The sequence below is a fragment of the Leuconostoc aquikimchii genome (genome assembly GCF_040838325.1).
Lineage (GTDB): Bacteria > Bacillota > Bacilli > Lactobacillales > Lactobacillaceae > Leuconostoc > Leuconostoc aquikimchii.
Genome location: NZ_JBFPER010000001.1, coordinates 1735874 through 1755533, shown reverse-complemented (window position 1 = coordinate 1755533; position 19660 = coordinate 1735874). Strand labels below are relative to the sequence as shown.

Annotated in this window: 15 protein-coding genes, 3 tRNA genes and 1 pseudogene; 10 read left to right on the top strand and 9 right to left on the bottom strand. The window is 37.9% G+C overall.

Annotated elements, in window-relative coordinates:
* The first annotated feature begins 76 nt into the window (after positions 1-76).
* Together AB3K24_RS08640 and nrdF are read left to right on the top strand one after the other, a co-directional pair.
* Complete coding sequence (locus AB3K24_RS08640; RefSeq protein WP_367975146.1) at positions 77-517, top strand: class Ib ribonucleoside-diphosphate reductase assembly flavoprotein NrdI; 441 nt, start codon at positions 77-79, stop codon at positions 515-517.
* A 5-nt stretch (positions 518-522) separates the two neighbouring features.
* A complete protein-coding gene (nrdF, locus tag AB3K24_RS08635) occupies positions 523-1500 on the top strand; it encodes a class 1b ribonucleoside-diphosphate reductase subunit beta (protein ID WP_367975145.1) in 978 nt (325 codons plus the stop codon).
* A gap of 51 nt (positions 1501-1551) precedes the next feature.
* Here nrdF and AB3K24_RS08630 read toward each other — a convergent pair whose 3' ends face one another.
* Positions 1552-2220, bottom strand: a complete 669-nt coding sequence (locus tag AB3K24_RS08630; RefSeq protein ID WP_367975143.1) for a phosphatase PAP2 family protein — start codon at positions 2218-2220, stop codon at positions 1552-1554.
* 214 nt (positions 2221-2434) lie between these two features.
* On the opposite strand from AB3K24_RS08630, the gene AB3K24_RS08625 reads away from it, so the two are divergent.
* Both AB3K24_RS08625 and AB3K24_RS08620 read left to right on the top strand, forming a co-directional pair.
* Positions 2435-2517 (top strand) — tRNA-Tyr (locus tag AB3K24_RS08625).
* A 39-nt stretch (positions 2518-2556) separates the two neighbouring features.
* Positions 2557-2628 (top strand) — tRNA-Gln (locus AB3K24_RS08620).
* An 82-nt stretch (positions 2629-2710) separates the two neighbouring features.
* On the opposite strand, the gene gpmA is transcribed toward AB3K24_RS08620, so the two are convergent.
* Complete coding sequence (gene gpmA, locus AB3K24_RS08615) at positions 2711-3424, bottom strand: 2,3-diphosphoglycerate-dependent phosphoglycerate mutase (protein ID WP_367975141.1); 714 nt, start codon at positions 3422-3424, stop codon at positions 2711-2713.
* A 109-nt stretch (positions 3425-3533) separates the two neighbouring features.
* On the bottom strand, positions 3534-3734 hold the full coding sequence (locus tag AB3K24_RS08610; protein WP_010015676.1) for a cold-shock protein: 201 nt from the start codon (positions 3732-3734) through the stop codon (positions 3534-3536).
* A 306-nt stretch (positions 3735-4040) separates the two neighbouring features.
* On the opposite strand from AB3K24_RS08610, the gene AB3K24_RS08605 reads away from it, so the two are divergent.
* A tRNA-Leu gene (locus tag AB3K24_RS08605) sits at positions 4041-4125 on the top strand.
* 249 nt (positions 4126-4374) lie between these two features.
* Here the strand turns inward: AB3K24_RS08605 and AB3K24_RS08600 are convergent.
* The 6 genes and pseudogenes from AB3K24_RS08600 to AB3K24_RS08575 form a co-directional block, all read right to left on the bottom strand.
* Positions 4375-5232 carry a serine hydrolase gene (locus AB3K24_RS08600; RefSeq protein ID WP_367975140.1) on the bottom strand — a complete coding sequence of 286 codons (858 nt, stop codon included), beginning with the start codon at positions 5230-5232 and terminating at the stop codon, positions 4375-4377.
* Between the two features lie 707 nt (positions 5233-5939).
* A complete protein-coding gene (locus AB3K24_RS08595) occupies positions 5940-6839 on the bottom strand; it encodes a hypothetical protein (RefSeq protein ID WP_367975139.1) in 900 nt (299 codons plus the stop codon).
* 65 nt (positions 6840-6904) lie between these two features.
* Positions 6905-7821 (bottom strand): annotated as a pseudogene (locus tag AB3K24_RS08590) (IS30 family transposase).
* A 168-nt stretch (positions 7822-7989) separates the two neighbouring features.
* The gene (locus AB3K24_RS08585; RefSeq protein ID WP_367975138.1) at positions 7990-9156 is read right to left on the bottom strand and encodes a hypothetical protein; all 1167 of its coding nucleotides are present in this window, start codon (positions 9154-9156) and stop codon (positions 7990-7992) included.
* A 1-nt stretch (position 9157) separates the two neighbouring features.
* Positions 9158-9595 carry an NINE protein gene (locus AB3K24_RS08580; RefSeq protein WP_367975137.1) on the bottom strand — a complete coding sequence of 146 codons (438 nt, stop codon included), beginning with the start codon at positions 9593-9595 and terminating at the stop codon, positions 9158-9160.
* A gap of 38 nt (positions 9596-9633) precedes the next feature.
* Positions 9634-9903: a hypothetical protein gene (locus AB3K24_RS08575; RefSeq protein WP_367975136.1), complete on the bottom strand. Its 270-nt coding sequence runs from the start codon at positions 9901-9903 to the stop codon at positions 9634-9636.
* Between the two features lie 157 nt (positions 9904-10060).
* On the opposite strand from AB3K24_RS08575, the gene AB3K24_RS08570 reads away from it, so the two are divergent.
* The 5 genes from AB3K24_RS08570 (at position 10061) to rpoC (ending at position 19464) form a co-directional block, all read left to right on the top strand.
* The gene (locus AB3K24_RS08570) at positions 10061-10369 is read left to right on the top strand and encodes a helix-turn-helix domain-containing protein (protein ID WP_367975135.1); all 309 of its coding nucleotides are present in this window, start codon (positions 10061-10063) and stop codon (positions 10367-10369) included.
* 226 nt (positions 10370-10595) lie between these two features.
* Positions 10596-10946 carry a hypothetical protein gene (locus tag AB3K24_RS08565; RefSeq protein ID WP_367975133.1) on the top strand — a complete coding sequence of 117 codons (351 nt, stop codon included), beginning with the start codon at positions 10596-10598 and terminating at the stop codon, positions 10944-10946.
* On the top strand, positions 10946-11758 hold the full coding sequence (gene tpiA / locus AB3K24_RS08560; protein WP_367975132.1) for a triose-phosphate isomerase: 813 nt from the start codon (positions 10946-10948) through the stop codon (positions 11756-11758). Before AB3K24_RS08565 ends, tpiA begins: the two co-directional genes overlap by 1 nt.
* Before the next feature lie 282 nt (positions 11759-12040).
* The gene (rpoB, locus tag AB3K24_RS08555) at positions 12041-15655 is read left to right on the top strand and encodes a DNA-directed RNA polymerase subunit beta (protein WP_367975130.1); all 3615 of its coding nucleotides are present in this window, start codon (positions 12041-12043) and stop codon (positions 15653-15655) included.
* Positions 15656-15801: 146 nt separating this feature from the next.
* Positions 15802-19464, top strand: a complete 3663-nt coding sequence (gene rpoC / locus AB3K24_RS08550) for a DNA-directed RNA polymerase subunit beta' (protein WP_367975128.1) — start codon at positions 15802-15804, stop codon at positions 19462-19464.
* Positions 19465-19660 lie beyond the last annotated feature (196 nt).

Genomic DNA, 19660 nt, shown 5'->3' with positions numbered 1-19660 from the left:
AAATAAATCGTCTAGTTATTTTAATCAGATGATTTGTTTGTACATACAGCATGGCGCCGATTGAAGGACTATATTTATGACAAAAATTAACGTTTTATATACCTCCACTGAGGGGAATACACAATCTTTTGTGGAAAAATTACAAGCATTTGCTGAAAAAAATGGTGATGTACTTGAAACACGTATGGTTGGTGATGAGACAGAGTATGCGAATGAAACAGAACCGTATGTTGCCATTGTCCCCACATATTTGACTGGGGGCACAGGGACTGGTCCGGAAGTTACGGAAATTTTCACGAATGCTTTAGGAGATTACTTATCATTTGGGCGCAATAGTCAGTATTTAAAAGGGATTATTGGATCAGGAAACCGTAATTTTAATGTACAATTTAATTTAACGGCGTTACGTTATGCTGACAAATTTCATGTACCAATGATATTTGCCTATGAACTACGTGGTAGCATATTTGAGGCAGAGAAAGCCTACAACTTAATTAAACCTTTATTTGGAGAATAAAACCCATGGAACATTTAAAAGATAACTCATATACAGCAATTAACTGGAATACAATTGAAGATGAACTGGACAAGGCGACTTGGGAAAAATTGACACAACAATTTTGGCTTGATACACGTATTCCAATTTCAAATGATTTGAAAACATGGCGTGGTAATATGTCAGATCAAGAACGTCAAACGATGAATTTGGTATTTGGTGGCCTGACAACTTTGGATACATTGCAATCACAAGATGGCATGGCGCAATTGAAATTAGATGTTGTTAATCAAAAAGAAGAAGCTGTGTTGAATAATATTCAATTTATGGAATCAGTTCATGCTAAGTCATATTCATCAATTTTTGAAACTTTGAATGAGAAAACAGAAATTGAAGCTATTTTTGATTGGGCTGATACGAATGAATTTTTGCAATACAAAGCCAATCGTATTAATGGTATTTATCAGACAGGATCACCATTGCAAAAGAAAATAGCCTCGGTATTTTTGGAAACTTTCTTATTCTATTCTGGATTTTATACGCCGTTATATTTTTTGGGGCATAATAAAATGCTGAATGTGGCGGAAATCATTAAATTGATTATACGTGACGAATCTGTTCATGGCACATATATTGGTTACAAGTTTCAGATAGGGTTCAATCAATTGCCAGCGGAAGAAAAAAGTGAATTACAAAGCTGGATGTATGACTTACTTTATGAATTATACGAAAATGAAGAAAAGTATACACATGAATTGTATGATGATTTAGGTTGGACGGAGCAGGTGTTAACCTTCTTGCGTTATAATGCTAATAAGGCGTTGATGAATTTGGGTCAAGAACCAATGTTTCCAGACGGTGCAGATGATGTCAACCCAGTTGTTATGAATGGTATTTCAACTTCAACAGCTAACCACGACTTTTTCTCAGGTGTAGGGAATGGCTATTTACTTGGTGCGGTTGAAGCGATGGAAGAAGACGATTATAGCATTGGCAATAATTAAATATAAAATAAAGCCCGGTAACATCATTTTCTGATGTTACCGGGCTTTATTTTATATTTCGTCGTGTTTGAATATTGCAATGTGATTTTGTAAAAATACAGCTAGTTTCGGGTAGAGCGCGGCGGACAAAATGACCCAACTATAAGCAAACAATACAGCTGCTACAGTGTCACTAAGGAAATGCGCATTAAAATAAATGCGGCTTAGAATTGTCATTAAACCTATTATGATGCTAATCCAATTAATAAGTATCTGTGTGTACGTAGAATTAATGTTAGGTGTCACGAGAATTGCAATAATAAATATGACAATAAATAAACCAAAGACATGGGGGCTTGGAAACGAAGATGAACTATCAGAAAGTAGATGTCCCACTGGCCGTGTACGGCCAACAATTGCCCTTACTATGGCTAGAAAGATATCACCTGATAGAATAGTGGCAACGATCCAAATAGCTGGTATATGCAATTTGGCAATAATAAGAACGCCGGCCAAAATGAGTATGTAAACAACATCCACCACAGGGTTGCCCACAAAAGTAGCAATAGCCATCACGACGTCGCCGTATCCAGTTTGTATGTTGGTAAACCAGCTGTGAATGATGTTATCAATTATGGTTGGGAATATGACGTGAAATTTAATCAGGACGGCCAAGACGATAGCAACAATACCACTGATAATTGCTTGTCGACTTTGTTTGTTTGTAATAGATATGATCATAATGTACGACTCCAAATGCGGATTTTTACCTTACTCTAGTATAATGAAAGATACCGACATAAACAAGGTTATTAGGTGAGCAAATCAATAATAATCTGTTTATTAAATTTAACGACTACTAATCAGTCAAAAAAATGTGTTATTACAAGGATTTTTAAATAGGGGTTGTCAACCTTGCCAAAATTTGATATGATTATATAGTTGTTTGAGATATGGGAGTGTAGCGAAGTCTGGCTAAACGCGACGGACTGTAACTCCGTTCCTTCGGGTTCGTAGGTTCGAATCCTACCGCTCCCATAGCCGATTTAATAGTTAACGGCTAAAAAGATTAACTATTGCCCCTTCGCCAAGTGGTAAGGCAGTGGTTTTTGGTACCGCTATGCGCTGGTTCGAATCCAGCAGGGGCAATCATTGAAAGAGCTGAAAAGCTCTTTTTTTATTGTGTAAAGTACAAAAGCCGTTACTGGTCAACCAGTAACGGCTTTTGTACTTACTTACTTAATGTTTTCTTAGAAATAACTTCTAAATTATCATCTAAATCGTATACCAAAGGTTGTCCGTTGGCAATTTCAAGATTGAGGATATCATCATCTGAAATATGTTCAAGATGTTTTGCTAAGGCACGTAAAGAATTACCGTGGGCAGCAATGACAACGTTTTTACCAGCTTTTAAGTCTTTTGAAATATCTGATTCCCAGAATGGCAAAACACGTTCCAAAGTGATCTTTAAATTTTCACCTAAAGGCAATTCACCTTCAGGCACATCGGCGTAACGACGATCAAAAGCAGGGTAAGTTGTACCTTGTACTTCAACAGTTTCTTCGTAGCTGTCCAACAATGGGGGTAATACGTCGTATGAGCGGCGCCAAATGTGAACCTGTTCATCGCCCCATTTTTCAGCGGCTTCGGCCTTGTTTTGCCCTTGCAAGGCACCATAGTGACGTTCATTCAAACGCCATGACTTGGCTTCGGGAATGAATAATTGGCCAGCTTCTTCTAATGCAAGATGCAATGTTGTGATGGCACGTGTCAAAACTGATGTATAAGCTTGATCAAATTGGATGCCTTCAGCAGCCAATAGCTCACCAGCTTCTTTGGCCTGGTCGATCCCTTTGTCTGATAACTTTGTGTCGACCCAACCGTTGAACAAATTTAATGCGTTCCATTCACTTTGACCGTGACGGATTAATACTAACTTAGCCATGTGTGCTAAACTCCTTAGTTTGTGTTTAATTTAACGACTATATTATACCACGAAAAGAGGACACAAAAAAACTCGCCTAAGCGAGTTTTCAAAGTATTAGAACTTAATCTTACAACTTTGAGATGTTAGCAGCTTGCAAACCGCGGTCTGAAGTTTCAACTTCGAATTCAACAGCTTGACCTTCTTCAAGAGTCTTGAAGCCGTCACCTTGGATAGCTGAGAAGTGTGCAAATACATCTTCTCCGTTTTCACGAGTTACGAAACCGTAACCCTTTTCTCCGTTAAACCACTTTACTGTGCCTTTTTCCATGATATGTTTCTCCTTTGGTGTGCTCCACCAATAATTTTATTTTGTAACTTAAATAATTGGTACTTGAGCGCCTTCCGAGAAAAACAAATCAAAATCAAAAACTTTTATTACAAGACCTAGTATAGCATACTGGTGAAAATAAGCAAGCGAAATAATAAACATTGTTAGTAGGGGAGAAATAGCATACCAGAATTGTGTTTAGAAAGTCCGATAGAACAGGTTATTATTACCTTTTTAAAAAATATGAACCTTGACAAGGGTATCTATTAACGATAAAATTATATAGTTGTCAATACAGATAACATTGCAGCCGTGGCGGAATTGGCAGACGCGCAGGATTAAGGATCCTGTGCCCGTTAAGGGCGTGCGGGTTCGACTCCCGCCAGCTGCATAATCACATGTCATGGCGTTGCATCAGGTTTCAAAACCTTGATGTAGCGCCTTTTCTTATGAAAAAAATTGCACTGTGTTTCACACAAAATGGTAAGTATTTAACGAAACTTTTTGAATAAGCAAGTAAGTCCTTTTTTCGTTTGTATTATATAATACAAAACTCTGCTCTGTATGGTAAAAATAACGACCCCCATGTGTTAGATTTTTTGGTCTAACACATGGGGGTCGCTATACAGATGATAGTTTTTTATCTTGAGAGTGCTTTATACGTAGCCTGCGATAAAGCACTCACGTAATCAATGCCGTCGTCTTGTGTGCTGTCACCATTGGACAGCACAGCAATTGTATAATCAACGTTGTCGTCTTGGACATGTCCAATGCTGTTAACAATCGCATTTTGGTAGTTATCATCTAGTGGTAACCAACCATTTTTAAGTTGTATCATGGTATCATCAGCAACGCCTGATGATACACCCCAGTTTTGATTGTCATCTACGTGGCTCATTAAATTGGCAATATAATTGCTGTCTGATTGAGATAATATTTTATGGTTGTAGAATAGCTCATTTAATAATTTTAACTGGTCTGTGGCCGTCGTTTGAGTCAATCCCCACGTTTGGTTAACATTAGAATGCGTCATCCTTAGTTTGTTGAATAATTTGGGGAATTGATAAATACCACCAAATGAAGTCACCATTTCAGTGGTGACTTCATTGTCTGATTCTTCAATCATTTGTGTTGCCAAATCTTTGTCATCGTTGGTTAGTTCACCCAAGGACATTTTATATGTGAGAATAAACACTTTGATGATACTAGCCGTGGGATAGCTGTTTTTAGAACCATGGGTATATGTATACACTTTACTTGTTTTTTTGTCATACACTGCAATCTGAGCGTTTGTAATACCGTCTGTGTCAACCTTAGACCACGTATTTTGCAATTGTCTGTTTAAATTAGTGGCTGTTATTTTAGCGTTATTATGAGTTGTTTGCTGATCGTAATTTGTAGAGGCACCAAGCACAAGTGCAACAACGATAATCACAGCAGCGATGGCTAATTTTTGTTTGTCAGCCATCAGTGATTTTTTAATTTTTCTAATATTCATGAAGACGGACCATGGTTTCTTAATTTGTCAGGCAAATGATGTTTTTTTTTTGATTGTACTAAACCGATTAATATAGGTACCGTTAATGTAACACATTCATCATGGCTACGTCAGCTAAATAGCTCTGTAACACTTACATTTCGAGGCGGGTTAGTGTGTGCTGTTCATTGTTTTTTAAACTGACCGATTTATGTCAAATATTAGATGGCACAAAAATAAAGTAGCTTAAATACATTTCTGTGATTAAGCTACTTATACTATCACAAAATAAGTCTGTTATTTTGTTAAGGGGGGAACATGGCAATGTGCCATGTTGTTCTTATTCTGTGATTGATTTTTTAATTTGTTCAAATTTAGGGGCGCTCTTATATTGGTCCTATGATGTAAAAGTAGACAAAAGTTATTCTTTAACAACTATTATTTTAAATTCATTTGAACATTTTGTTATCATAAAACCCTGAAAGTTTGTTTAACTTTCAGGGTACACATCACTTTCTGAAGAGATTTTTATTCTGTCCAAGTTATCGGGTTCACTTCAAACGATAGCTTTTAATTTTATTCTTTACTAACCTTCTTGATAGGGAGTGGTTCAATTTTCTTTATAATTATTTTTGATATCAAAAGTACCTAATATAATAGTGCATAACTACGGTCACGGACATCTTTTTTGGATTAACTTCTAGTCATTTTTTTTGATACAGGTCTAATTAATCATCTGACTCACTTATTGAGGATATAATAGAATTGTGGTATTTATCTAAAACAAAGGAATTTGATATTTTGTTTGTTTTTGAAAACATCATTGTATCGTCTGAGTCTGAAGTTGATCCTATGCCAATAAAATTCGTCTCATCAACAGTTGCTTTGAAGTTCTGTTGTCCGCCATACATTGTAACTTCAACATCCTGACTAACAGGATCGTTGCTATCTAACGTAGCTTTCCAAGTATTAGTACTATAAAAGGTGACTATTTCCTTGACTAACTTTTCATCTCTTCCGTTATCTTCACCAACGACTTTAAAATCAACATATTTCGGAGAAGCATATGATGCACTTGCTTCTTTTTTTGTTACTTTGTCCTTAACAACACTATTTTCAGCTCTATCAGAATCTTCTACTTCAGTGTTTTGTTGTTGCTTTAAAGTATCTTGCGCTAAAAACTTCGTTAAATTAAAGCTTTCTTTGTCTCTATCTCTTGCTAACTTCAAAATTTCATCTTCCGACAACTTCTCCAAATCTTTAATTGTAACATCCTTTGACTGAAGCTTTTGATACTTATTAATAAAGTCTTCATCTGCAAACCCATCAGTAAGTTCTCTATGTTGAGACTCATCATTCAGGTTATAAATGGCAGCCGTTTTCCCTTTAACTGCGACTAGTTGGGATATAGTTGACTTGCGTGTTACATTACCTTTCGATATGAAAAATAGTTTTAATTTATTACTTTTTACAATATCGCCTAATGATAACTGCGTTGCACTTTCCCCAGATTGCTTAGTAACATCATGGGTCACATCTCTTTTTGGACTTTTAATTCCAAAGGTTATTAATAAAAAAACAATGATTATTATTAATAATGTTGATATACCATACACTTTATTTCTCAAAATATTTCTCCTAATAGTTATAATTGTAATAGTAATTATTTTATTACATTGGTAGATTGCAAGAATTAACCGAACACTACGAATTGCTGAAAGACTTTTCGTGGTGATTGCCAGTTGAGTGTTTTCATTGGTCGTGCATTGATCCAATGGTTAATTTGATCTGATTCCTTGGCGCTAACTGTTTCAATTTTTCGTTCTTTTGGTATAAAACGACGGACATAACTGTTTAATATCTCATTACTACCACGTTCTTCTGGTGAATATGGATGTGCAAAATAACTGGAATGCTTAGCACTTGCTCAATTTCGTCATATTTAGCAAATTCTCGTCCACGATCAACAGTGATTGATTGAGCATTCTTTATGCCATGAAAGAAATTAATTAAGGCTGGTGTCACTGCCTGACTATTGCGACCACTTACATGCCGAACAACATGTTGTTCGGCTCAGTCTTTCAGTGATTGTCACTAGCACATCATCACGTTGCTTACCAGATTGCATGGTATTAACTTCAAAACGTCCAAATATTTGTCGCTTTTGAACACTTTTATGCCTCGTTTCAATAGAACGACCATGAACAAATATTTATCGTCTACTATCAGATTACGCTTGTGACGAATACCTTTGTCAGGTAAATCAGATATTGTCAATTTCAGTAAACCGTTATTAATTCAGTTATAGATGGTTTTGAAAGGCAGTCCTAGTACATGAGCAGCTGTCTCTGGTGACCATTTTAAAACACCAATGTGGTGATTGAGAAGGATAGTCATATCTGATGTTACTTTACAATGTCGGCCACGCAGATGACGTTTATTTAATGCCAATTCATGTGTAATATCAGATTTATAGGGTGTTACTTGATGAATTTCAACTGAGACAGTTGACGGTGAACGATGAATGAAGCGAGCGATGGTACGAACAGAATAATTTAGTTCCAGCAAAGTTTGAATGACAGTGCGTTCTTGAGATGATAAACTAGTCATGAGTTGCAGAGTCTTTATGTTTGTTATAATAATGCATTGTGATTTGAGTTTTCGTGATGATTTTAGACAATGTGAATTGCAATTGAGAAGTTAAAATAAAAATTAATGAGGTGTTTTTTCCTTAAACGGTTTATGAAAGTATGTTAGGTTTACCATTGTGTTGTATGATTAAAACTTATTCTGAGTAGCAATGTTCTTACTGGTGTATGAATTATTAAGTATAAAAGCAATGATTAACAAAATAAACCATCCGATACCTGTCCAACTTAATGTTAAATTTAAGGCCCAAATAAGATATTTCCATCTTGAATGAACGATAAAAGTTGGTAACATATATATAATAGTAGACATTAAACCTAGTAGAGACATGCCAACTAGCAGTGATATGCTGATGTTAGATAACGCATAATTTGGAAATATTTTTTCGATACCTAGCTGAACAGTTAACCACATGACTATGGTTGGTAAAACACCTGAAAGCACAATAAATAAATCAATCCAAAAAGTATGGATTGATTTTTTGTTTAAATAATTAAAAAAATTTTCGTATTTTGAAGCGTCTTGCATAATGATGATTTCCCCGTATTTGTTGAACTCGTAAAAGTTTAGGCCGTGTGCCCAGTAAATTCTTTCAACGAACATGGCCATTAATGTTGAGTTAGAAGTATAGTCTTTTAATACTATGCTATTTTGATTACCAAGCTTTCTTGAAGGAAAATAGTGAAAAGGGTCTTTAGTAGAATAAAAGTTGTTGATTTTATCATCTTTTATACCATTGTTTAGAAATTTCTTTCTCTCGATATGACTGAGAGACCACCACGGGCTGATTGCTCCAAAAGTAATCGTGTCGGCATGGAAATCTAGAGATAACCTTTGCGCAATTTCACCACCTAACGAATGTCCGACTATGAATATATGATGATTTGAGAACTGTTTGACATTTTTTTTGAAAAATATTTTCATGTCATCATATTGTGTCAATCTTACAATACCTAGAGAACCCAAAAGGCCGTTCCATAACCAATCTTGAAAAGATGATTTAAAAACATTTGGGCCTGAGCCTGATGGAATGAATTTTTCTTCAGCAGATATCATTTTAAAGACATTACGGCCGATACCGACATCTGCTCCTCTAATAACAAAAACGAGGTTATTTTCAAATGACAAAGCTAATGCTTCAAGGCCGCCGGTTAGTTTTTGAGAAGTATTTATTTTATCCAAAACAAAAAACCGAAATTTTTTCCCAGCATAGTGTACATCAACGACTGTTTTATTTAAAGTAGTATGTGAATATACTTTATTTGAAAGTTCAAGTGCCAATCGTGAGGTAAACATATCAATCTTGTAAGTCCAAACCTTGGGCATCCTTATGCCAATTTGAACCTATAGTTGAAGTTAAAATCAAAATACCTTCGATAAGACCCCAAACGTTAGCAATCCAGCCTAGTAACACAAGCCAACCGAATATGCCTAAAAGTAATTGAACAACACCTTTTCCTGTACGACCAATATAGAAGTTGTGAATACCTAAACCACCTAGAAATATCCCTAAAAGACCAGCAACTAATTTACTTTTAGGTGACATGCGTGTCGATTCAAGAATTGAGTTTATGATGACATATTTTGATGGACCATCAACACTCTGTTGAATGGTAACCACATCATCTATTTTAGGTATCGTAAGAAATTTGTTTATATTGATTTCTTGAATAATACCATCTTCACTCACAATCACTTGTTGTTCATCTTCGTTAATTTTTTTAACAATAATCAAATTTCTTCTCCTCTTTAGTTCACTAAATCTATTTTTGTTTACATGTTTGCGCCAAATATTGACGCAATAATACCACCAATGACAATAATCATGATTAGTCCAATAAATGAAATAATCGTACCGGCAATGGCGAAACCACGTGGCATTTTAAATAGGCCAATAACGCTAAACACAGCGCCTAATAGCCAAACAACCCAACCGATAATCGGTATTTCTCCGACAAATAAGGCAATAATCGCTAAAACGAAACCGGTTAATCCTAGTCCGTTCTTCTTGTTGGTCACCATGACCACTTGTTGTTCGTGCATGTTTTTCGTTCACTCTCTTCCAATTATTTTTAGCATCATACTTTATGAAAACAATAATACCACACTTATTCACTATAATGAATATACTTTCAATTAATAATATGTAATTTTTAAGCATACCTTGCTTAAATTGAAGCATGGAAGGTGGTTCATTATTATGAAAATAACACTAGAAGCAGTTGTCGAAACCCTAAGGAACAAACGCATTCAAAGAGGTATAACGATTGAGAAACTGAGTGAATTATCGAATGTTAGCGTTGGCACAATTTCAACACTTGAAACCAAAAAACATACGAATATGTCTGTCTCAACGTTATTTAAATTAATGAATGCATTGAACGTTAGTGGGTATGATATTTTTGGTAGTGAGGATGAAAAAATTAACGAATTGATCGCTGATAATCGACAATTAAGATTAGCTCTGAATGGTATTGTTGACCAAGCAAATGGGAGCCTTGAACGATGAAAATGTATAAATAGGTAATTGTAGCGCGCCGGATAATTTGGACAAAAGTTGTCTAAAAAGCTATTGGGTTCACCGTATAGTCATTATTTTTGCTTTTCTATAATTATGATTAATCTAAGAATACTTTTAACGCAATTGTCAAACGGCGTGGTTAATGTATGAAAGCGTTTGATTTTCTAGTTCATGTGACATCTGTTGTGGTAAAATAAAAACAATGGAGAATAATATGTTACTCTTTAAACGAACTAAAAAAAATAATGACTCACAGCTAGATGAAGATGTTGTTTCGCGTACGGCCCTTGATACAATCCAGCAAGAAAATGATCAATTGTTAGATCAATTAGAAACATTAAAGCTGGATGTATCAGAATTAACTGAAAAAAATCAGCATTTAATCGAACAGTTGACACGCAGTAAATACTATCAATCCTTGGTTAAAACAAGTATAGGACTGAGTGTTTTAATTATTAGTTTTGCGGTGTTGTATATACTTAATGAAGACTCACAATACATAGCGATGTTACTTTTAATAGAGGCAGCATTTATGTTTGTGATGTTAAAAGGCGGGGATAAATAATGACTAAGACGCATAAAACGCAACGTGTACCCTTCGTGGTTGCGAATTGGAAAATTAATAAGTTACAGGCAGATGTCGTTGATTTTTTGGCACAAATTAATGGTAAAGTGCCTGATCAACGAGTCGTCGAGATAGGGATTGCAGCGCAAGATTTGTTTTTAGCAGACATGGTGAGAGCGACAGCGGATTCACCGATTCATGTTGTGGCCGAAAATGTTCATTGGGAAGATAATGGCGCTTATACAGGTGAAACTTCACCAAAAGCATTGAAAGACATTGGCGCAAAATATGTGCTGATTGGCCACTTTGAACGGCGTAAGTTTTTCAACGAAACAGATGCCACAGTGAATTTGAAAGTTACGGCAGCCTTGCGAAATGGCTTACGGCCAATTATCGATGTTGATGAGGATATGAGCACGTATGCACAGTTTATGGATGCCGAACCTTCCGTTGCACAGGTAGCTGCAGCATTAGCGGGCGTTTCTGTAGATCAAATTCGAAATGTTACCATTGCATATGAGCCAACATGGGCCATTGGTTCTGGTGAAGCGGCCAGTGCTGATCAAGCGCAAAAAGCAGCTCACCTGATCCGACAAACGTTGGCCAAGTTATATTCGCCGGTAATTGCGGAGAAAGTTCGGATTCTGTATGGGGGTTCGGTAACGCCTAATAATGCGCGTGAAATCATGTTACAAAAAGATATAGATGGGGTGCTTGTGGGGACAGCGGCATTAGATCCGGTGCAGTTTTTACAATTAGTTGAGATTGCGCGTGACCCAAACGTGCCAGAATTTGATATAGATCACGTTTAAAAAACAGATTTTAAATTTTAAATAATAATGGTTTATTATTGGTTGAACTGGCTTGCAAAATATTGTTAAAAGCGTATAATTATTAATAGTAATACTGTGAATAAATACGGCATTTTGCGAAATATTGTCCGCAATACCTTTATATTGAAGCAAACGTTATCTGCGGAAACAGCGGCGATTGCTTTTTTTGTGCCTATGCGGGAACAAAATCAGAAGAAAAAACGATTTTGTAACTAAATTGTAACAATTAGAACGCAGTGAAAAACAAGTGAGGTGATAAATGTGGCAGGACATTTAGTAAAGTACGGTAAGCATCGTACCCGTCGTTCATATGCTAGCATCAAAGAAGTACTTGATGTGCCTAATTTGATTGAAATTCAAACGGCATCATATCAGTGGTTCTTGGATGATGGTATCAAAGAAATGTTTGGCGACATCATGCCAATTGACGACTTCCAAGGCACATTGTCTTTGGAATATGTCGACTATCAATTGATGGAACCGAAATATAATATTGATGAGGCGCGTGAACACGACGCCAATTATTCAGCACCGTTACATGTAACTTTGCGTTTGACGAACCACGAAACTGGTGAAATCAAGTCACAAGATGTGTTCTTCGGTGATTTCCCATTGATGACAGAACAAGGAACGTTTATTATCAATGGTGCAGAGCGAGTAATCGTTTCACAATTGGTGCGTTCTCCTGGAATTTATTATAACCAAGAAAATGACAAAAATGGTCGTCCGCGTTATGGCACGACTGTTATCCCTAACCGTGGTGCATGGTTAGAATACGAAACAGATGCCAAAGGCATTGCTAACGTTCGTATTGACCGTACGCGTAAGTTATTGATGACTGAACTAGTACGTGCGCTTGGATTTGGTTCAGATTCAGATATTCTTGATATTTTCTCAGATCAATATGATGCTTTGAACATGACTTTGGAAAAAGATGTCCATAAAGATATGTCTGATTCACGTGTTGAAGAAGCTTTGAAAGACGTCTACGAACGCTTGCGTCCGGGTGAACCAAAGACCGCTGATTCGTCACGTGCGTTATTGGTTGCACGATTCTTTGATCCAAAACGTTATGATTTGGCTTCAGTTGGTCGTTATAAAATTAACAAAAAGCTCTCATTGAAGACACGTTTGTTGAACTATACGTTGGCTGAAACATTGGCTGATCCAGATTCTGGTGAAGTTATTGCTGAAAAAGGCACAATAGTTGATAAAACAGTGATGTCAAAGTTGAGTCCATTCTTGGAACGTGAAGACTTTAAGACCACAACATATACGCCTTCAGGGGATGCTGTACTTGAAGAACCTGTGGTACTTCAAAAAATTAAAATTGAATCACCTGAAGATCCTGAAAAGACTTTGGTATTAATCGGTAACGGTCATATTGACGAAACCGATCGTACGGTACGTCCTGCGGATATTTTGGCAGGTATGAACTACTTCCTCAATTTGCAAGAAGGTGTCGGGAATGTCGATGATATCGATCATTTGGGAAATCGCCGTATTCGTTCAGTAGGTGAATTGTTACAAAATCAATTCCGTATTGGTTTGACTCGTATGGAACGTGTTGTACGTGAACGTATGTCCATTCAAGATGCCAACACAGTCACACCACAACAACTAATTAACATCCGGCCTGTTGTTGCTGCTGTGAAGGAATTTTTCGGTTCCTCACAATTGTCACAGTTTATGGATCAAACAAACCCATTAGGGGAAATGAACCATAAGCGTCGTTTATCAGCTCTTGGACCTGGTGGATTGACACGTGACCGTGCCGGTGTTGAAGTGCGAGATGTGCACTACACACATTACGGCCGTATTGACCCAATTGAAACGCCAGAAGGTCCAAACATTGGTTTAATCAACTCGTTGGCTACATATGGTCGTATTAACAAATATGGCTTTATCGAAACACCATATCGTCGTGTCGATTGGACAACGCATATGGTTACCGACAAAATTGATTATTTGACAGCTGATGAAGAAGATAACTTTATTGTTGCACAAGCAAACTCACCATTGAATGATGATGGTAGCTTTGTTTCTGAAACAGTTATGGCTCGATTTGGTGAAGAAAACATTGAAACACCAATTGATCGTATTGATTATATGGATGTGTCGCCAAAACAAGTTGTTTCTGTTGGAACTGCTGCTATTCCTTTCTTGGAAAATGATGATTCTAACCGTGCCTTGATGGGTGCTAACATGCAACGTCAAGCGGTACCATTGCTTGACCCACATGCACCACTTGTTGGTACAGGTATTGAGTACAAGGCTGCCCACGATTCGGGTGTTGCCATGATTTCACGTGCAGCGGGTATGGTTGAATATGTTGACGGCCATGAAATTCGTATTCGTCGTGAGGATGGGCAATTAGATCATTACGAATTGATGAAATTCCGCCGTTCTAACGGTGGAAAAAACTATAACCAAAAGCCTATTGTTCATGAAGGTGAACATGTTGAATCTGACGAGGTTTTGGCTGATGGGCCATCAATGGAACAAGGTGAGCTAGCTTTGGGTCAAAACCCATTGATTGCATTCATGACTTGGCAAGGTTATAACTTCGAAGATGCCATTGTTTTGAACGAACGATTGGTTCGTGAAGATGTCTATACATCGATTCATATTGAAGAATATGATTCAGAAGCACGAGATACAAAACTTGGACCGGAAGAAATGACACGTGAAATTCCGAATACTGGTGAAGATCAGTTGAAGGATTTAGATGCTGATGGTATTATTCGTGTCGGTGCTGAAGTGCATGACGGTGATATTTTGGTTGGTAAAGTGACACCTAAGGGTGTGACAGAATTATCGGCTGAAGAACGTTTGCTCCATGCCATATTTGGTGAAAAAGCCCGTGAAGTTCGTGATACATCACTTCGTGTGCCTCATGGTGGTGGTGGCGTTGTTCAAAACGTGCGTATCTATACACCAGAAAATGGTGATGAATTAGCACCAGGCGTTAACATGATGGTGCGTGTTTACATCGCTCAAAAGCGTAAGATTCAAGTTGGTGATAAAATGGCCGGTCGTCATGGTAACAAGGGAACTGTTTCCGTTGTTGTCCCTGAGGAAGATATGCCGTACATGCCAGATGGTACACCAATTGATATCTTGTTGTCACCCATGGGTGTGCCTTCGCGTATGAATATTGGTCAAGTGCTTGAGATGCATCTTGGTTTTGCTGCTAAAAAGTTAGGTATTCATGTTGCATCACCTGTCTTTGACGGGGCGAGCGATGATGAAATCGAAGCTGCGTTGCGTGAAGCTGGTTTGCCACAAGATGGTAAGTCAGTTGTCTACGATGGACGCACGGGTGAAGCCTTTGATAAGCGTGTTGGTGTTGGTGTTATGCATTATATGAAGTTGGCCCACATGGTCGATGACAAAATCCATGCACGTTCAATAGGACCCTATTCACTTGTCACACAACAACCTTTGGGTGGTAAAGCACAATTCGGTGGCCAACGTTTCGGTGAAATGGAAGTTTGGGCACTTGAAGCGTATGGCGCTGCATATACTTTGCAAGAAATTTTGACATATAAGTCAGATGATGTTGCTGGTCGTGTAAAAGTTTACGAATCAATTATCAAGGGTGAACCAATCCCTCGTCCAGGTGTGCCTGAGTCATTCCGTGTCCTTGTAAAAGAGTTACAAGCACTTGGTTTGGATATGCAAGTCTTGGATGGTAGCGGAGAAGAGGTTGAATTACGTCAAATGGATGAAGATGATTCAATCTTACCAGTTGATGCACTTGAAAAGTTAGTGCGTTCAAATCCTGATTTGTTGAATAAAGAAGATGATGAAGTTGCTGCAGCATTCTTGAAAGTCACATCGCAAGATACGACGCAAGCAACCGACGAAGTTTAATATAAAACATAACGTGTCAGTATAGATATTGCACGTTTGTTATCAGGTGCTTTTGATTATCATCATACTAGCAAGCAGCTGATAGCAAACGTGCATACTGTGCATATACGTTGACGTAATAAATAATGAAAGGTAACAGCAAATAGATGGCAATTGATGTTAATAAGTTTGAAAGCATGCAAATCGGTTTGGCTTCTCCTGATAAGATCCGTTCATGGTCTCATGGTGAAGTAAAGAAGCCAGAAACGATTAATTATCGCACACTTAAGCCAGAAAAAGATGGCTTGTTCGATGAACGCATCTTCGGACCAACAAAAGATTATGAATGTGCCTGCGGTAAATATAAGCGAATCCGATATAAAGGAATTGTTTGTGATCGTTGTGGCGTTGAAGTTACATCATCAAAAGTTCGTCGTGAACGTATGGGTCACATCGAATTAGCTGCACCTGTTACACACATTTGGTACTTCAAGGGTATTCCATCACGTATGGGTCTCGTTCTAGACATGTCACCTCGTTCACTTGAAGAAATTATTTACTTTGCTTCATATGTTGTTATCGAACCTGGTGATGCACCTGTCGAAAAGAAACAATTAATGACGGAACGTGAATACCGTGAATTGAAGCGCGAATATGGTGCTGGCTTTAAAGCTGGCATGGGTGCTGAAGCAATAAAAGATTTGTTGGCTAGTGTTGATTTAGCTGCTGAAGCAGATCAACTGAAACGTGAATTGCAAGAAGCAACGGGTCAAAAACGTGTACGCGCGGTACGTCGCTTGGATATCATTGAAGCGTTCTTCCAATCAAACAATAAGCCTGAATGGATGGTTATGGATGTTATTCCAGTTATCCCACCAGACTTACGACCAATGGTTCAATTAGAAGGTGGTCGCTTTGCGACATCTGATTTGAATGACTTGTATCGTCGTGTGATCAACCGTAACAATCGTTTAAAGCGTTTGCTTGATTTGAATGCACCTGGCATTATCGTGCAAAATGAAAAACGTATGTTGCAAGAAGCTGTTGATGCATTAATTGATAATGGTCGTCGTGGTCGACCAGTAGCTGGACCAGGAAACCGACCATTAAAGTCACTTTCACATATGTTGAAGGGAAAGCAAGGTCGATTCCGTCAAAACTTGTTGGGTAAACGTGTCGATTATTCTGGTCGTTCAGTTATTGATGTTGGACCTTTCTTGAAAATGAATCAGATGGGATTGCCACGACCAATGGCAATTGAATTATTCCGACCATTCCTCATGAAAGAACTAACAACACGTAAGTTGGCTGGTAATGTCAAATCTGCAAAGCGTAAGATTGACAAGGCTGATGAAGATGTTATGGATGTATTGGAAGACGTTATTAAAGAACATCCAGTTCTTTTGAATCGTGCACCGACATTACATCGTTTAGGAATTCAAGCCTTTGAACCAGTACTAGTTTCTGGTAAAGCAATGCGTCTGCATCCATTGGTTACAGAAGCGTATAACGCCGATTTTGATGGCGATCAAATGGCCATTCACGTACCTTTGTCTGATGAAGCACAAGCTGAAGCACGTCTATTAATGCTTGCCGCTGGTCATATTTTGGCACCTAAAGATGGTAAACCTATTGTTGCACCATCGCAAGACATGGTTATTGGAAACTATTACTTGACGGCTGAAGAAATTGGCCGTGAAGGCGAAGGTATGATCTTCTCATCTGTAGAAGAAGCACAAATTGCTTTTGCAAATAAGGTTGTTCATTACCATACACGTATTGGTATTCAGACGTCATCTTTCCCTGAAGCAAAGCCATTTACAGATGCACAACGTTCAAAAATTATGGTGACTTCAGTTGGTAAGTTAATTTTCAATGAAATTTTACCTGTTGATTTCCCATACATTAACGAACCATCTGAAGATAACTTTAAAGGTATTGATGATACTTTCTTCATTGCATCGGGTGAAGATATTCATGACTATTTGGCCGATACAGCAACGGTTACTGCTTTCAAGAAAGGTTTCTTGTCAGATGTCATTGCTGAAGTTTATAAGCGTTACAAAGTGACAGAAACATCGCTATTGTTGGATCGTATGAAAGATTTGGGCTATGAAAAGTCAACTGAATCTGGTTTGACTGTCTCAATGAACGATGTGACTGAATTACCAGAAAAACCAGCAATTTTGGCAGATGCGCATAAACAGGTTGCGATAGTTACAAAGCAATTCCGTCGTGGTTTGATTACAGATGAAGAACGTTATCAACGTGTGACTGAAATCTGGACTAAAGCTAAAGATGTTATTCAAGATAAGTTGATTGATTTGTTTGAACCAACAAACCCTATTTTCATGATGCAAGATTCAGGGGCGCGTGGTAACATTTCGAACTTCGTTCAATTGGCTGGTATGCGTGGATTAATGGCTGGACCTGGCGGTAAGATTATTGAATTGCCTGTTACAGCTAACTTCCGAGAAGGTTTGACAGTGATGGAAATGTTTATTTCTACTCACGGCGCGCGTAAAGGTATGTCTGATACAGCTTTGAAGACAGCCAACTCTGGTTATTTGACACGGCGACTTGTCGACGTTGCACAAGATGTTATTGTTCGTGAGTGGAACAACAATGCTGATCGTGGTGTTGCTGTTAAGGCAATCATGGATGGTAATTCCGTTGTTGAACCACTTTATGATCGTATTTTGGGTCGCTATGCGATGAAGTCAGTCTTTAATCCAGAAACTGGAGACAAGATTGTTTCACGTAACGAAATGATTGATGAAGACGTTGCAAAGGCTATTGTTGCTGCTGGTATTGAAGAAGTAACAATTCGTTCGGTCTTCACATCAACAACAGAACACGGTGTTTCTGTGCTTGATTATGGTCGTAACTTGGCTACAGGTGAAGAAGTTGAAGTTGGTGAAGCAGTTGGAACTGTTGCTGCACAATCAATCGGAGAACCAGGTACACAATTGACAATGCGTAATTTCCATACGGGTGGTGTTGCCGGTGGTAACGATATTACGCAAGGTTTGCCTCGTGTGCAAGAAATTGTTGAAGCACGTATTCCTAAGGGACGTGCTGAAATTTCAGAAGTTACTGGTGTCGTTGTTTCTATTGAAGAAAATCCAGCTGAACGTACCAAGGCTGTGACGATTGAAGGTGAAACAGATACACGTACGTATACTTTGCCATTAGCAGCACGCATGCGTTTTGCTGAAGGTGACGATATTCAACGTGGCGCTGCAATTAACGAAGGACCAGTTGATCCGAAGGAATTGCTAGCTGTTACTGATACATTGACAACAGAATCATACATGTTAACGGAAATTCAAAAGGTTTACCGTTTGCAAGGTATTGAAGTCTCTGACAAACATATCGAAGTTATGATTCGTCAAATGTTACGTAAAATCCGTGTCATGGATCCGGGTGAAACAAGCCTTCTACCAGGAATGTTAATGGATATTGCGGACTTCCAACGTGCTAATGAACCAGCATTGTTTGAAGGCCTTGTACCAGCAACTGCACGTCCTGTGCTGCTTGGTATCACAAAAGCTGCTTTGGAAACAAATTCATTCTTATCAGCTGCATCGTTCCAAGAGACAACACGTGTCTTGACTGACGCTGCTATTCGCGGTAAGAACGATCCATTGGTAGGTTTGAAAGAAAACGTTATTATTGGTAAAATTATTCCTGCTGGAACTGGTATGGCTGAATATCGTAAGATTAAGAGTAAGGTTGTTGGTAATATTATTGCACAACCTGAAGTTGCTAACGAAGCTGCCTCAGATATTCCTAAGTTAGATGATGTTGCAAAGACGTTTGAAGAATAAGTACTAATTTTTTTAAAGATTTAAAAGTAGCTGCTCATGAAAAGTCATGGGCAGCTTTTTTATGTCACTAAATGGCGGTTAAAAAACCAATTAGGCCAAAAACAGAACCAATTAGGCCAAAAGTATAGCCATAATTGGTTTTTTCATTTACACTAAAATAGTTCTGCAGAACACACACGAAACTTATACGTGCAGT

Bases quoted from the DNA above. Each gene is read 5' to 3' on its own strand.
- AB3K24_RS08640 (WP_367975146.1), top strand. From the start codon at position 77: ATGACAAAAATTAACGTTTTATATACCTCCACTGAGGGGAATACACAA.
- rpoC (WP_367975128.1), top strand. From the start codon at position 15,802: ATGGCAATTGATGTTAATAAGTTTGAAAGCATGCAAATCGGTTTGGCT.
- AB3K24_RS08585 (WP_367975138.1), bottom strand. From the start codon at position 9,156: ATGTTTACCTCACGATTGGCACTTGAACTTTCAAATAAAGTATATTCA.
- nrdF (WP_367975145.1), top strand. From the start codon at position 523: ATGGAACATTTAAAAGATAACTCATATACAGCAATTAACTGGAATACA.
- AB3K24_RS08565 (WP_367975133.1), top strand. From the start codon at position 10,596: ATGTTACTCTTTAAACGAACTAAAAAAAATAATGACTCACAGCTAGAT.
- AB3K24_RS08630 (WP_367975143.1), bottom strand. From the start codon at position 2,220: ATGATCATATCTATTACAAACAAACAAAGTCGACAAGCAATTATCAGT.
- tpiA (WP_367975132.1), top strand. From the start codon at position 10,946: ATGACTAAGACGCATAAAACGCAACGTGTACCCTTCGTGGTTGCGAAT.
- AB3K24_RS08600 (WP_367975140.1), bottom strand. From the start codon at position 5,232: ATGAATATTAGAAAAATTAAAAAATCACTGATGGCTGACAAACAAAAA.
- AB3K24_RS08570 (WP_367975135.1), top strand. From the start codon at position 10,061: ATGAAAATAACACTAGAAGCAGTTGTCGAAACCCTAAGGAACAAACGC.
- gpmA (WP_367975141.1), bottom strand. From the start codon at position 3,424: ATGGCTAAGTTAGTATTAATCCGTCACGGTCAAAGTGAATGGAACGCA.
- AB3K24_RS08610 (WP_010015676.1), bottom strand. From the start codon at position 3,734: ATGGAAAAAGGCACAGTAAAGTGGTTTAACGGAGAAAAGGGTTACGGT.
- AB3K24_RS08575 (WP_367975136.1), bottom strand. From the start codon at position 9,903: ATGCACGAACAACAAGTGGTCATGGTGACCAACAAGAAGAACGGACTA.